Annotated in this window: 13 protein-coding genes; 9 read left to right on the top strand and 4 right to left on the bottom strand. The window is 68.1% G+C overall.

What is annotated here, in order from left to right; all coding sequences use genetic code 11:
* The first annotated feature begins 23 nt into the window (after positions 1-23).
* The 4 genes from ABZV44_RS07015 to ABZV44_RS07000 all read left to right on the top strand — a co-directional run bounded on the left by ABZV44_RS07015 (position 24) and on the right by ABZV44_RS07000 (position 3766).
* The gene (locus tag ABZV44_RS07015; protein WP_354832885.1) at positions 24-392 is read left to right on the top strand and encodes an antibiotic biosynthesis monooxygenase family protein; all 369 of its coding nucleotides are present in this window, start codon (positions 24-26) and stop codon (positions 390-392) included.
* Between the two features lie 678 nt (positions 393-1070).
* Entirely contained in the window at positions 1071-2003 is a 933-nt protein-coding gene (locus tag ABZV44_RS07010; protein ID WP_354832883.1) for a hypothetical protein, read from the top strand.
* A 224-nt stretch (positions 2004-2227) separates the two neighbouring features.
* Positions 2228-2857, top strand: coding sequence for a hypothetical protein (locus ABZV44_RS07005; RefSeq protein ID WP_354832881.1), 630 nt, complete (start codon positions 2228-2230; stop codon positions 2855-2857).
* 117 nt (positions 2858-2974) lie between these two features.
* On the top strand, positions 2975-3766 hold the full coding sequence (locus ABZV44_RS07000; RefSeq protein WP_354832879.1) for an SAM-dependent methyltransferase: 792 nt from the start codon (positions 2975-2977) through the stop codon (positions 3764-3766).
* Between the two features lie 61 nt (positions 3767-3827).
* On the opposite strand, the gene ABZV44_RS06995 is transcribed toward ABZV44_RS07000, so the two are convergent.
* Together ABZV44_RS06995 and ABZV44_RS06990 are read right to left on the bottom strand one after the other, a co-directional pair.
* Positions 3828-4436: a GNAT family N-acetyltransferase gene (locus tag ABZV44_RS06995; RefSeq protein ID WP_354832875.1), complete on the bottom strand. Its 609-nt coding sequence runs from the start codon at positions 4434-4436 to the stop codon at positions 3828-3830.
* 4 nt (positions 4437-4440) lie between these two features.
* Entirely contained in the window at positions 4441-5397 is a 957-nt protein-coding gene (locus ABZV44_RS06990; RefSeq protein ID WP_354832873.1) for an MBL fold metallo-hydrolase, read from the bottom strand.
* 65 nt (positions 5398-5462) lie between these two features.
* Here ABZV44_RS06990 and ABZV44_RS06985 point away from each other — a divergent pair, with 65 nt between their 5' ends.
* Both ABZV44_RS06985 and ABZV44_RS06980 read left to right on the top strand, forming a co-directional pair.
* Positions 5463-5867 (top strand): MerR family transcriptional regulator, encoded by a 405-nt coding sequence (locus ABZV44_RS06985; RefSeq protein WP_354832871.1) that lies wholly within the window; start codon positions 5463-5465, stop codon positions 5865-5867.
* Positions 5868-5974: 107 nt separating this feature from the next.
* Positions 5975-6589, top strand: coding sequence for a DUF4232 domain-containing protein (locus ABZV44_RS06980; protein ID WP_354832869.1), 615 nt, complete (start codon positions 5975-5977; stop codon positions 6587-6589).
* Positions 6590-6599: 10 nt separating this feature from the next.
* Here the strand turns inward: ABZV44_RS06980 and ABZV44_RS06975 are convergent, their stop codons facing one another.
* Positions 6600-7928 (bottom strand): cytochrome P450, encoded by a 1329-nt coding sequence (locus tag ABZV44_RS06975; RefSeq protein WP_354832867.1) that lies wholly within the window; start codon positions 7926-7928, stop codon positions 6600-6602.
* A 136-nt stretch (positions 7929-8064) separates the two neighbouring features.
* Between ABZV44_RS06975 and ABZV44_RS06970 the strand changes: the two genes are divergently transcribed.
* Together ABZV44_RS06970 and ABZV44_RS06965 are read left to right on the top strand one after the other, a co-directional pair.
* A complete protein-coding gene (locus ABZV44_RS06970; protein ID WP_354832865.1) occupies positions 8065-9213 on the top strand; it encodes an epoxide hydrolase in 1149 nt (382 codons plus the stop codon).
* Between the two features lie 56 nt (positions 9214-9269).
* Positions 9270-9923 carry a 1,4-alpha-glucan branching protein gene (locus ABZV44_RS06965; RefSeq protein WP_354832863.1) on the top strand — a complete coding sequence of 218 codons (654 nt, stop codon included), beginning with the start codon at positions 9270-9272 and terminating at the stop codon, positions 9921-9923.
* Between the two features lie 53 nt (positions 9924-9976).
* On the opposite strand, the gene ABZV44_RS06960 is transcribed toward ABZV44_RS06965, so the two are convergent.
* On the bottom strand, positions 9977-11254 hold the full coding sequence (locus tag ABZV44_RS06960; RefSeq protein WP_354832861.1) for a GH25 family lysozyme: 1278 nt from the start codon (positions 11252-11254) through the stop codon (positions 9977-9979).
* Positions 11255-11465: 211 nt separating this feature from the next.
* Between ABZV44_RS06960 and ABZV44_RS06955 the strand changes: the two genes are divergently transcribed.
* Positions 11466-12635, top strand: coding sequence for a helix-turn-helix transcriptional regulator (locus ABZV44_RS06955; protein ID WP_354832859.1), 1170 nt, complete (start codon positions 11466-11468; stop codon positions 12633-12635).
* Positions 12636-12637: the final 2 nt, after the last annotated feature.

The following is a 12637-nucleotide window of genomic DNA, read 5'->3' as shown; positions in this document are numbered from 1 at the left end:
GGTAGAAACGAAAGGCTGAAACAATGATCCAATTCAAGGCGCTGGATCCCGCGGTCCCGCTCCCCGTGCAGTTGCAGGAAAACACCGGTCCGATCACCGTCATCAACACCTTTGTCGTCCCGGCCGAGTTGGCTGATGACTTCTTGAAGATCTGGGCCGAGGACGCTTCCTTCATGAAGTCACAGCCAGGCTTCATCTCCACTCAAATGAACCGCGGAATCGGCGGCAGCCGGCTGTTCGCCAATATTGCAGTGTGGGAATCCTCCGCAGCACTGTTGGCGGCTTTCTCCAACCCAGAGTTCCAGCAGGGGGCAGCGAAGTATCCCGACGGGATCGTTACCTACCCAACTGCATTCCAGAAGATCGCCGTCGAGGGGATCTGTGGCGCCTGACAATCGCGCCTGACACTGCTGGGGCGGGCCGGAAGACCGGTCCGCCCCAGCAGTGTTGGCGTCGCCCATCGCCTTACGGGACTCGGCGCTCTTCACCGGCGGCCGTCACGTACACCGCATCGAACTCGCGAGCGTCTTCGGTCAACCCCTTGTCGCCCTCCCGCACGCAGCAATCCTCGCCATATCGGAGGAGAACTCGCGACGCTTTCGCCAGTGTGGTTGAGAATCCGCCACTTTAGGGAGACCTGACAGCCACATCTCGTGAGAAGTGGTACGGCCGTACATGCCTGCCCAGTTTTCGAGAGGTTTCGTTGTACTTACGTAGCGTTCTGGCCAACCAAACGAAAACGAAACGGAATCAAGCGTTTTCAGGGGGAGTGTGGGTTCTGACCGCCGATAACGTTCACTTATCGGAGGTCAGAACACCGGAGTTCGATTTGAGGCGCTTCAGGTTTCGTTTCGTGTTGTTCCGTTAGATCTGACGAAACCAACGCTACGATTTCCGTTGTGTCGAGCATCTGCAACTACCCCGGCTGCACCAAACCGATTACGCGTGGCGGAGGGCCGGGGCGTCCGTCTGAATACTGTGATCACCCGGAGCACACCCGCTGGCGGGCCTGGCGAGAGCGGCAACGGCAGCAACAGGCCGAGGGGGAGACACCCCCGGCGAATGTCACTGTGACGCAACGGGGGCCGGTGACCGTGGCTCGGCTGCGGGCCGATGAGCTGCTCGGACAGTTTCGTGCGATCGCCGAACAGCTTGGGACGACGCTCAATACCGCCGTGGCGGAGTTGTCCACGCTGGCCGATCCGGCCGTCGCGGAAGCTCAGGTCCAGGCCGTGCAGGCGGATGCGGCCCGGCGAATCGCGGAGGCGGAGATGGCCACTGTGGCGGCCGAGCAGGCGCGGCGGGAGGCCGCAGAAGCGCGGGCGGCAGCCGAATCGGCGGCCGAGGACGCGGCGCTGGCCGCGGAGGAAGCCGAGGGCCGGATCGCGGAGGCACTCACCGCGCGCGACGACGCGTTGCAGGAAGTCGAGCGGGTCACGAAGCAGGCGGCGGACGATGTGTTCGCGGCGCGGGCGGAGGCCGAGGCCGAGATCCGCACCATCCGGCGGGAATCCGCCGAGGACATCGAGCGGGCGCGCCAGCAGGCCGGCGAGGACATCGAGCTGGCCCGCTCGAAGGCGGCCGCCGAGATCGAGCAGGTGCGCCGGGACGCCACCCAGCGGATCACCGCGGCGGGCGCGGAACGCGATCTGGCCGTGCAGCGTGCCGCCGATGCCGAGCGCACCATTGAACGGGCCGAAGCCGCTGTGGCCGAACGCAATCAGGCGGTCGCCGACACCCGGGACGAACTGAAGGGGGCCCGCGCCGAGCTCGACCGGTCGCGGACGGAACTCACCGAGGTGCGCCGGCAGGCCGCCGCCGACCTGGCCGCGGTGCGTACGGAATCGGCGGCCGCCGTCGACAAGACGCGGCAGGAGGCCGCCGAACGGCTCGCCGCGCTGGACGATGCCCGCACCCAGACCCTGGCCCGTGCCGAACGCGCCGAAAAGCAGCTGGATGCCCTGCTCGCGCAGCGTGATCCGGCCTCGGCGGCGAAGCCGTGAGGGTAGAGTCGGCACTCAATCGATAAATCGCAGGTACCTGATCGATAAGTGGCCCACGGAAATAGGGGCACCGAGCACGATGGCGTCCGGTTCCTGGAGCCCTTAGGGTCGAGCGGGGGTGTTGATGCCCCTGGATTCAAGGTTGCCGATTCGGTTCCGGATCGGCGAAAGATGCTCGTGCAGCGGATGAGTCGGGGCTGGGGCTGCACCCTCAGGAGGAATCGATGTCCGCTCTGGCGGAACGGCGTGGTCGGTCGCGCCTGCAAACGGCCACGCGTATCGCAGTGCTGATGATGACACCGGTGGTCGCGGTGGTGGCGGGTTGCTCGAGCGACTCGGGAAAATCGACCGCGATCGCGACGACGGTCAAGCCGTCGGCCAGTGTGACGAGCACGGTGGCGGTCTCGACTACTTCCGGTGCGCCCGTGGCGAGTCCGGGTGCGGGCCAGCCGGTCGGGGGAAGTCCCGTGGCGGGCTCGCCGGGCGGCGTGGCGCCGCAGCAGCAGCCCCCGGGCGAGTCGCCCGATACCCCGCCGGTGTCCGACTCGGCTCCCGGCGGAGCTCCCGCGCCCGACGGTTACATCAAGTGCACCGACAAGATCAACTATGTCGGTGACCCGCGCAGCAATGCCGAGATCAACCGTCTCGGTGAGATACTCGGCCATTGCCCCGATCCGGTCTCGGCGTCCATAATCCCGACGCCGACCACCACGGTCGCCCCGACCACCACCACGGATCCGGGAACCGCCGCACCGGTCACCACCACCACGACCGCGCCCCAAACCACCACTCCCGCACCGACAACCACCGCCGCGGCGCCCACGACCGTGGCCGCCGCGGGCGCTACACAATAGGCACGATCCGCCGTTCGGGGCGGCGGGCGGTGTTCGCGTGGATGGCGCGGGATTTCCCTGGTGGATAGCGGTATCGTCGGTGAGGAAAGAGGGGTGTGACACTTGAACATCAACGCCATGCGAGCGCGGCAGTCCCGGCCGAGCGTGGCACGCGTATACAGCTACGTACTCGGCGGGCGCGACAACTACGGTATCGACAAGGATGTCGGTGACTACTTCATCGAGGACCTACCCGGATCCGAGCGGTTGGCCATCACGAATCGGGACGCTGTGCTGCGGGCCGTGAAGGCCATGGCGGCGGCCGGAATTCGCCAGATCATCGATATGGGTTGCGGCCTGCCGGCCAGCGTCAATGTGCACGAGGTGGTGCGGCAGGTGTATCCGGACGCCCGCGTCGTGTATGTGGACGACGACCCGTTCGTGGCTTCCCACGGGCGGGCGCTGCTCGCCGTGGATGACGGAATCGTGGTGCTGGAAGCGGATATTCGTGATCCGGACAGCATTCAGAAGCATGCCGACGTACAGCGTGTGATCAACTTCGACGAGCCGGTGGGCATCCTGTTCGGGATCACCCTCAGCTTCGTCAATGACGAAGAGGATCCGGCCGGCGTGGTTCGGTACTGGTCGGATCGCTTTCCTTCCGGTAGCCGGTTCTATATCTCACACTTCCGTTCCGGCGCCACCCGCGAGGCCGTGGCGACCGCGAACAAGATCGTGGAAGCGTTCGGTCGCGGTCGTTTCCGCACCGAACCGGAGATCGAGTTCCTCTTCGGTGCACTCACACTGGAGGAGGACGGCCTGTGCCCATGCGCCCAGTGGCGTCCCGATCCCTCGGAGTCCGACGCCGGCAATCCGGAACTGACAGTCTGGGAACAGCTGGTGGTCGGAGGCATGGCCCGCAAACCGTAACCCTGTCAGGCACATGCGGTGTTGCCGGCCGAATCCCGGTCGGCAACACCGCATCTGCGTGTCAGCGCGGAGTGCGCCACATCGGCCACAGCGGTGGACCGCCGCGGGTCACGTCGAGGGTGCCGGTGACGTCGAAGCCGAAGCGTTCGTAGTACGGGACATTCTGGGGTTTGCTGGATTCCAGGTAGGCGGGGATGCCCTCGGCGTCGCATCGCTCGAGGCGGGACTGCATCAGTGCCTGGCCGTACCCCTGACCGCGGACGCTGGGCAGCGCGCCGATGACGGCGAGATACCAGTGCGGTTCGCGAGGATGGGCAGCCGCCATGCGGTCGGCGAGCCTGGCGGCCATGAACAAGCGGTGCCGGAAGGCGTAGGCGAGACCCGGCAGCTGGGGCGGCATCGCGGTGTCGGCGACGTGCCAGTGGCCGGGCGGTGCCCAGAGTGCCGCGCCGACTACGGAATTCGCGTCATTGCAGGCCACCTCGACGCCGCCCAGGGGAACGAAGTGGTGGCGGGCCTGGGCGGCGAAGAGGGCGGCGGCGCGACGGGCCCGGGTGGCGTCGTCCCGGATCAGCCACGTGATGAGTGGATCATCGGAGAACGCGATGCCGAGCACGCGCGCTAATTCGGGAATATCGGACATTTGCGCCGGGCGCACGGTGATCCCCATGCGTTCACGGTAGCTGTTCGGCGGCCTCCGTATGAGGTGCGACGAGCTGCTGTGCCGCATCGTGATCATGGGTGGGGATAACCGGCAGGAGCCGTTGCGCCAGGTGCAGCCGGTGCAGAGTTTTGAAGGTCAGGTCGCGATTCTCGTCGACGAAAATGCCTGGGAAGCCGGACTTCTGGCGCACCTTCTCGATCTGCAGCGCATGCCAGGCGGCATCGCCCGCCAGCAGGATCCATCCGCGCGCGGTGTGCGCGAGCAGGCCCACGCTGCCGGGCGTGTGGCCCGCGAGATCCACCAGGACCACGCTGCCGTCGCCGAACAGGTCACGGCTGCGGGTGAAGGTGAGCACCGGCGGGCCGTCGAGGTCGTACTCGATCGTGGGGCGGTCCACCAGCGCATCGCGCACACCGCCGACCGGCGCGACCGGCCCGGTCATCACCCAGTCCCGCTCTGTGCTGTGGAGGTGAACCGGCAGCCCCGGGAAGTCGAGAAGTCCGCAGACGTGGTCCCAATGCGCGTGCGTGGGCAGGGCGAAATCGAGCGCGGGCAGGGTGGGCTCGGACTGCAGGCCGGTGATGGTCGGGATGGTCTCGACGGGCGGGCGCACGACGGGACGGATGGCCGCGGGCAGCTGCGCGATGGCGCGGTGCTCCGCGTCGATGCAATAGCTCGGATCGACGATGAAGGTGGCGTCGGGGTGCTGGACGACGAAGGAGGTCAGCGAGCTGGCGATTCGTCGCGGTGTGAACACCCCCTCCACGATCGCCGCGGTCGGCGCCGAGCGTGGAAACTGCGGCAGCGGCGTGACCGTGACGGTGCGCTCGGTCGCCGGCAGCCCGGCGTCGGTGATGGACCGCAGGAACCGCTGGTCGATGGGCCGCGGCCGGACCGCGCCGTGAATGGAACTCACTGCCGCGGTGCAGCATTGGATGACGGTGGACTTGCGCACTGGATCGGACATGCTGGAACGCTAATACTTAAGGTCGACATGAAGTAAAGGGGTAAATCGTGGCCATAGTCCAGGACATGAGAATCGGTGACGCCGCCGCCGCGCTCGGTGTGGAGACACACGTGCTGCGGCACTGGGAGTCGGTCGGCCTGCTCGCGCCGCCGCGCAGCCCGTCGGGTCACCGCAGCTACAACGAGCACATCCTCGACTACGCCCGCATGATCCAGACTTTGCAGCGAACCGGACTGTCACTGGACCAGATCCGGCAGCTCGGGGTGAGCGGGTATGACGGCCGGCGGGACATGATCGCCGACCGCCGCGCCGAGGTGCGCGAGCGCATCGAACTGCTGGAGGCGACGGACCGGTTCCTCGAGCACCTGCTCGAATGCACCCATCCGATCATCAGCGAGTGCCCCGACTGCTCGGGGTTCGTGGCGCGGGCGCACGCGCGGCGAGCCGCGGAGTTCCCGGACCGCCCGTAGCCTGGGTGGTGCAGTGAGCGCTCACACTCGCGCGGCGTGAACCGATACAGGGTGTGGAGACGCCGGGGGCCGCCCGCCAATGTTCCCGGACCGGGAGGAGTTGGGAAATGCACTATCGCACAGGGATTCTCGCCGCGCTGGGAGTCCTCGCACTCGGCCTGACCGCCTGTTCGTCGAGTGCGTCCACCACATCACCACCGGCGACATCACCGGCAGTCACGGGCGGCGCCACGGTCGCGGGCGGGAGCACCGCGGCTCCGGTCGCTCCGCCGAGTTCTCAGCAGGCAAAGACCACGGCCCCGGCGCGGCAGGCGGCCTGCGGCGCAGGCCAGGTCGACGTGACCGCCGACGTCATGTCCCCGGCCACCGGGCACCGGGGCGTGAAACTCACTTTCAGCCTCGCCGCCGGCGCGGCCCCCTGCACGCTGACCGGCTATCCGGGTGTCGACACCGGCGCGGGCGGCCCACTGCTGCACGCCGATCGGACCCCGCGCGGATACATGGGCGGCCTGCCGCAGGGCAGCGACGAACCGCCCACCGTGACACTGGAATCCAATCGTCCGGGCACCGCGGTCGTCGAGGGCATCGCCGTCGACGCCTCCGGCAATCATTGCCCGCTGTACACGGATCTGCAGGTCACGCCGCCGAATTCGACCGATACCCGCACTGTCGCAGTGACGATCGACAGCTGTGCCCTGCACGTGCACCCGGTCACCGGGTGAGGTCCGGTAGCTACACCCGGACCGTGTTGTCGGTGGTGACCACCACGCGCGCGCCGTGTGCCGGAACGTGGGTGATATTGCGCATCCGCGACGGTTCGCTGCCCGCCCCGTCGGGCAGTGAAAGCCGGTAGCGGGTCAGGATTTCCCGCAGCACCGCCGTGCCCTCCATGAGCGAGAACCCCGCGCCGATGCAGCGCCGCACTCCGCCGCCGAACGGCAGCCAGGTGTTGGCGGCGACCGAGCCGTCCAGGAACCGCTCGGGCCGGAAGGTCAGGGCGTCCGGGAAGGCTTCCGTGCGCCGATGCGCCAGCAGGATCGAGGTCGCGACCACGGTTCCCTTCGGCAGTTCGTATCCACCGAGTGTCATGTCGCGGGTGAGTCGCCGTCCGGTCCCGCCGATGACGGTGTGCAGGCGCATGGCCTCCTTCAGCACCGCCTCGAGGTACTTCTCGTCCCCGTCGTGCGCCGCCCGGCGCGCCAGGTCCTGGACGTCCGGGTTGGCGGCCAGCTCGTGGCAGGTCCAGGACAGCGCCGACGCGGTGGTCTCGTGCCCGGCCAGCAGCAGTGTCACCAGCTGGTCGCGCAGTTCCTCGTCGGACAGCGGTGCGTCGGTGGAGTTCTCGCCGGAGCCGACCGCCAGCAGCCGCGACAGCACATCGGTGCGCGCCCCCAGGTCCGGATGCGCGCGCCGCTCCGTGATCTCGCTGTAGAGCAGCTCGTCGATGGCGTTCTGGTTGTCGCGGAAGCGTTTCCACGGTCCGCGCCGTTCCAGGAACGGATACTTCCAGCCGAAGAAGATGATCGGATCGATATTGACGATCCGGCGCAGCCGCGGCGCCAGCTGGGCGCGGCGGCGTTCGTCGGTCATGCCGAACACCACCTGCATGATGACATCGAGTGTCAGATCGTTCATCGCGTCGAGCGTGAGCACCGTCGACCCCGACACCCACCGGTCGACATGTGCCGCGGCGATGGTGTCGACCAGTCCGCGATAGCCGCGCAGCGACGAGCCGACGAACGCCGGCATCAGCAGCCGCCGCGCCCGCGCGTGCTCGTCCTCATCGGTGAGCAGTAGCGAATGGTGGCCCATGATGTGCACCAGCAGTCGATTGCCCTCGCCGGCATGCAGATCCGCGGGGTCGGCGGCGAAGATCTCGCGGATGTGCTCGGGCCGCGAGAACACCACCAGGTTCTCGGCATAGGGCGCGACCAGATGGAGCGTGAAGACGTCGCCGTAGCGGCGTGCCGACCGGCGCACCAGGGTCCCGCGCCATTTGCCGTAGAGGGCGGTCTGCACCGCGCGTGGCAGTGGCGGTCCCGGTGGAAAAGCGGTGCCCACGATGCCTGATCCCTTCACCCGGCCGCCTCGCTGCGGCTGAAACGCTTGTCCAACAGCGTAGAACGCGGGCGAACCGAGGGGAATCCGCTGACGGTATAGGACAGCATCTGACCTAGTTGGTTCCTACCGTGGACGCATGACGATTTTCGAGCCCTTCCGAATCGACATCCCGGCCACCGACATCGAGGATCTGCGAACCCGCCTGGCCCGCACCCGCTGGCCCGCGGACCTGCCCGGGGTGGGCTGGACCTACGGCATTCCGACGGCCTACGTGCGGGAGCTCTGCGAGTACTGGGGGAGCGGCTACGACTGGCGCGTTCACGAGGCCGAGCGCAATCGCCACCCGCAGTTCCTGACCGAAATCGATGGTCAGCGTATGCATTTCGTGCACGTCCGCTCGCCGGAGCCGCACGCGCTGCCGCTGGTGCTGGTCCACGGCTGGCCCTTCGAGGATTTCACCGGCATGATCGGCCCGCTCACCGATCCGCGCGCCCACGGCGGCAATCCCGCAGACGCCTTCCACCTGGTCATCCCGACCCTGCCTGGCTTCGGATTCTCCGGTCCCACCCACCGGCCGGGGGACGCCTCGACCGAGCGCAGCGCGGAACTGATCACGAAGCTCATGGCCGCGCTGGGCTATGGGCGATACGGGGCGCACGGTGGCGACGCCGGATCCTTCATCGCACCGCAGATGGGCAGGATCGCGCCGCAGCACCTGGCCGGTGTCCACCTCAACGACCCGATCACGATCCCGGCCGGGGATATCGACCCGGCCGACCTCAGCGCCCGAGACCGGGAGAAGCTGGCCCGGTACCAGGACTGGAACCGGTTGGAGACATCCGGCTACGCGGGCATGCACTCCACGCGCCCGCAGACTCTCGCCCCGGCGATGTCCGATTCGCCCGCCGGGATGCTGGCGTGGGTCCTGGATGTGGTCAACACCTACAAGGATCCGGCGAAGCCGACACCCGATGCGGCGATCGACCGCGACCTGCTCCTCACCGATCTGTCGACGCTCTGGTTCACCGATACCGCCGGCTCCTCCATGCGGCTCTACAAGGAATCCCGGCAATGGGGTGCCGCACCGGCCGATTCCGGCGTACCCACCGGTGTCGCGGTCTTCCCGGGCAGCAGCAGTATTCGCGGTGTCGCCGAGCGCCGGAACACGATCGTGCACTGGTCGGAATTCGATCGCGGCGGCCACTTCGCCGCGATGGAAGCCCCCGATCTGCTGACCGCCGATCTGCGTGACTTCTTTCGAAAGTTGCGCGGACCCAACGAATAACGCACCGCCGCAAGAAGTTCCGACGCGATCCCGCCCATCTCTGGCAGGATGGCGGCATGGCCGAGATCCACAGGACGACCATGGTGCCCACCAAGCTGGAGTTGCTGTCGCGGTGGCTGCCCACCCGGCACTGGTACTCCGGCGCCGAGTCGCCGGTGCTGTCCAAGTCCGGCGGCTTCCGTCTCGACGATCCGGCCGGCGAGGTCGGCATCGAGCTCATGGTCGTCACCGACGCCTCGGGCGCGGAGCCGGTGGCGTATCTGATTCCCATGACCTACCGCGGTGCGCGGGCCGAGGACCTCGACCACGCGCTGATCGGCACCTCCGAACACGGTGTGCTGGGTCTGCGCTGGCTCTACGACGCCGCGCACGACCCGGTCTTCATCGAGCAGGCCGCTCTGCTGCTGAGCGGCAAGGCCACCGCCCAGGACCAGAGCACGAGCGACACCCCCGACCTGACCGTGCACGTGGTCCCCGGCGATATTCTTAGGCCCGCACCCGGATTCCGTCCGACGGTCATCGACACCGATACCCACACCGATATCGCCTTCGATTCCGACCGCTCGACCAACGCGGGCGCGGAGCTGATCCGCGTCCACCGCCGCCTCACCACCGGACCGGCGCTCGAGCGCGACCGCAGCCACGTCGACGCGCTGTGGTCGGCCGCGGACGGCACCCCGTCGCGCGGTGTCTTCCTGAGCGCTCCGTAGCCGCGGTCCGGCCGCTGACCTACCGTATGCGACCGGGCGAACCCGGCCGTGGCTCAGTCGTGTTCGATGTCCTTCTTGATCTCGCTGAGGGCGTCGACCGGAGTCAGGTTCTGGCCCTGGGCGTTCTGCCCGAGCTGGGGCCAGCCGTGGCCGTCCTGTCCGAGCAACTGGGCCCAGATGTCCCGCAGCATGCGGCGGTCGTCGTCGGTGAAGCTCATGTCGTCTCCTGTGAGTAGGGCGCGGAATTGGTCGGGGCTGCCGCGGAAGGCATCCACGTCCAGGGAGCGACCGGCTACCGAGCCGCTGTCGCTGAATTGGAACACCGCGACCTCGGCGCCGCCGTAGGGCTGCCAGCCGATGTCGTCGTCGCCCGGGTAGATGACCGAGGCGTAGCCCGAGCGGCCGTCGCCGTAATTCGAGGTCATCAGCGGCGGAATTCCGCTCAGGTCGGGTGAGCCCATCGTGCCTTCCCAGTACCAGTGCGGCAGGTACGAGAGGGCGACGTGCACACCACGATTCTCGATAGCGGTGCGCACCTCCTCGAACACGCCGATGTCGCCGGAGTTCAGCTCGTGGTCGAGCATGGCCGGGATGCTGTGATCACCGAGGTGATCGACGAACAGCGCGGCCTGGGCGTCGGCGTCGACATCGCCGCGCACGTAGTGATAGCCGACGAGGATCTTGCCGGCCGCCAGTGTGGCGTCGCGGAACGCGGGCCAGGAGTCGTCGGTGTAGTAGTCGCCCTCGCTGACCTTGGCGATGACGAACTCGAATCCCTCGGCGAAGACCTCCGTGAGGTCGAGCCCGTTCTGGTAATTCGAGATGTCGATGCCGAAAATCGTTGCGCTGGACGTCATATCGGGTCCGTTCTGGTCGGGCGCGGGCGGTTCGGCGGCGCCGGTCAGCATGGTGAGCGGGTCCAGGCGATCCGGGCCCGGCGGCACCCACGAGTACCGGTGCCACTCGAAGTGCAGGTGCGGGGGGACGCCGCCATTGGTGCCGGAATCGGGATTGACGTGGGCGATACGGTGCCCGGCCTCGACTCGGCTGCCCAGCTCGACCTCGCGGATGATGTGCCCGTAGACCGTGGTGCCCCCGCCGTCCGCCGCCGGATGGTCGACGACCAGCCAGCCCGCCGGATCCGGTCCGCCGAAACCCGTTGCGGCACCGGCGTACACGACCGTGCCGCCTTGCGACGCGTACACCGGCTCGCCCCCGCTGCCGCCGTCCTTGCCGAAGTCCACGCCCCAGTGGAAGCCGTCGTCGCGCGGCCCGAATCTCGAGGTGACCACCCGCCCGGCGCCCATGGGCCAATACCTGGTGAAAGCCATGAGTCTTCTCCCCCCTTGCGGTACAGCCGATCCGGTGCCCGTCCGTTTGCTGTGACCCGAGTAAAGCGGGATCGCCCGTCCGATTCCTCACCCGAACAGATGAATTTCCCTGTGATAACTCGCTGCGCCCGGCCGATAAACTGGTATCACCCTCGACCGGGGCTCGGCGGCCGGGACGTGATCGTTCTTGATGGGGGGCGGGACAATGGACATGGGGGAGACGGGCATCTCGCTCGCTGGCTTTTCCGAGCTGATCGCGGAGATCAACCGTGCGACAGGACAGCCCGGCGCGTGGACACGCGCACTGCGAGCCATCACCGACAGCCTCGGCGGCCACCACGGCTGCCTCGTCACGGCACAGGGCGGGCGGCGGTACATGATCGCGAGCACCACCGAGGGGCTGCGCGTTAGCTACAACGAGCGCTACGGGCGCATCGATCCGTTCGCGGCCGTACTCGAATCCGCGCTCACCGCAACGGTGCTCACCGGTAGCGAGCTGATCCCACCGGATGGCGGGCGCCGGCATCCGTTCTGCACCGGCTGGGCCGCGCCACACGAGCTCGGGGACGGCGTGTTCGCGCGGCTGGCGACGCCGGGCTCCTGGATCGCCGTCTATCCGCGCGCGGACCGGAACCTGGACCGCGCCCTGGCCGAACGGGTGCTGAGGTTGTTCCTGCCGCACCTGGACCACGCCCTCGGCATCGCCGCGCGGCTGAGCGATGCCGTCATCGACCGGGATCTCGCCCTCAGCGTGCTGGACCGCCACCGGCACGGCCTGGCCCTGGTATCCGGTTGCGGCCGGGTCGATTACGCCAACCCGGCGGCGCTGGCGATATTGCGGGCCGGCGACGGTCTGCGCCTGGGCGCGCCGGCGCGCCTGGAATCGAACGACCCCGCGGTGTCGAGTCGGCTGCGTCGCCTGCTGGCGGCGGCCGCGCAGACCGGCCCGTCGAATGCCGCGGCCCGCCTGCTCATTCCACGCGACGGCGGCCGGCTGCCGCTGACCGTGTCGATCCTGCCGCTCTGCCCGGGTTCGCAGGAGTCACCGCGCCGCGCGGCGCTGATGGTGATCGTCGATCCCGAACGCGAGGAGCCGGGCGGACGCGAAACCCTGCGCGAGCTCTACGGGCTGACCCGGGCCGAATCGCAGGTCGCCTTCGAGGTTCTGCGCGGCAGCGGGCTGGCGTCGGTTGCCGAGGAGCTCTATATCTCGGTGAATACCGCACGCACCCACCTGCGCCAGGTGTTCGCCAAGACCGGCACCTGCCGGCAGGCCGAGCTCGTCCGCCTGCTGTCGTGCGTGCTCTCGGGTGCCGGGCAATTCGCCGACGGGCGACGCGCCGGTGCCGGCGAGATTGCAGACGTCCAGTTACCTGGGTAAAT

The sequence above is a fragment of the Nocardia sp. NPDC004860 genome (genome assembly GCF_040609015.1).
Lineage (GTDB): Bacteria > Actinomycetota > Actinomycetes > Mycobacteriales > Mycobacteriaceae > Nocardia.
The sequence above is the reverse complement of the archived record's forward strand: the minus strand, read 5'-3'. Positions and strand labels throughout refer to the sequence as shown.

Bases quoted from the DNA above. Each gene is read 5' to 3' on its own strand.
- ABZV44_RS06985 (WP_354832871.1), top strand. From the start codon at position 5,463: ATGAGAATCGGTGACGCCGCCGCCGCGCTCGGTGTGGAGACACACGTG.
- ABZV44_RS06960 (WP_354832861.1), bottom strand. From the start codon at position 11,254: ATGGCTTTCACCAGGTATTGGCCCATGGGCGCCGGGCGGGTGGTCACC.
- ABZV44_RS06995 (WP_354832875.1), bottom strand. From the start codon at position 4,436: ATGGGGATCACCGTGCGCCCGGCGCAAATGTCCGATATTCCCGAATTA.
- ABZV44_RS06965 (WP_354832863.1), top strand. From the start codon at position 9,270: ATGGCCGAGATCCACAGGACGACCATGGTGCCCACCAAGCTGGAGTTG.
- ABZV44_RS06990 (WP_354832873.1), bottom strand. From the start codon at position 5,397: ATGTCCGATCCAGTGCGCAAGTCCACCGTCATCCAATGCTGCACCGCG.
- ABZV44_RS06980 (WP_354832869.1), top strand. From the start codon at position 5,975: ATGCACTATCGCACAGGGATTCTCGCCGCGCTGGGAGTCCTCGCACTC.
- ABZV44_RS07015 (WP_354832885.1), top strand. From the start codon at position 24: ATGATCCAATTCAAGGCGCTGGATCCCGCGGTCCCGCTCCCCGTGCAG.
- ABZV44_RS07000 (WP_354832879.1), top strand. From the start codon at position 2,975: ATGCGAGCGCGGCAGTCCCGGCCGAGCGTGGCACGCGTATACAGCTAC.
- ABZV44_RS06955 (WP_354832859.1), top strand. From the start codon at position 11,466: ATGGGGGAGACGGGCATCTCGCTCGCTGGCTTTTCCGAGCTGATCGCG.
- ABZV44_RS07005 (WP_354832881.1), top strand. From the start codon at position 2,228: ATGTCCGCTCTGGCGGAACGGCGTGGTCGGTCGCGCCTGCAAACGGCC.
- ABZV44_RS06970 (WP_354832865.1), top strand. From the start codon at position 8,065: ATGACGATTTTCGAGCCCTTCCGAATCGACATCCCGGCCACCGACATC.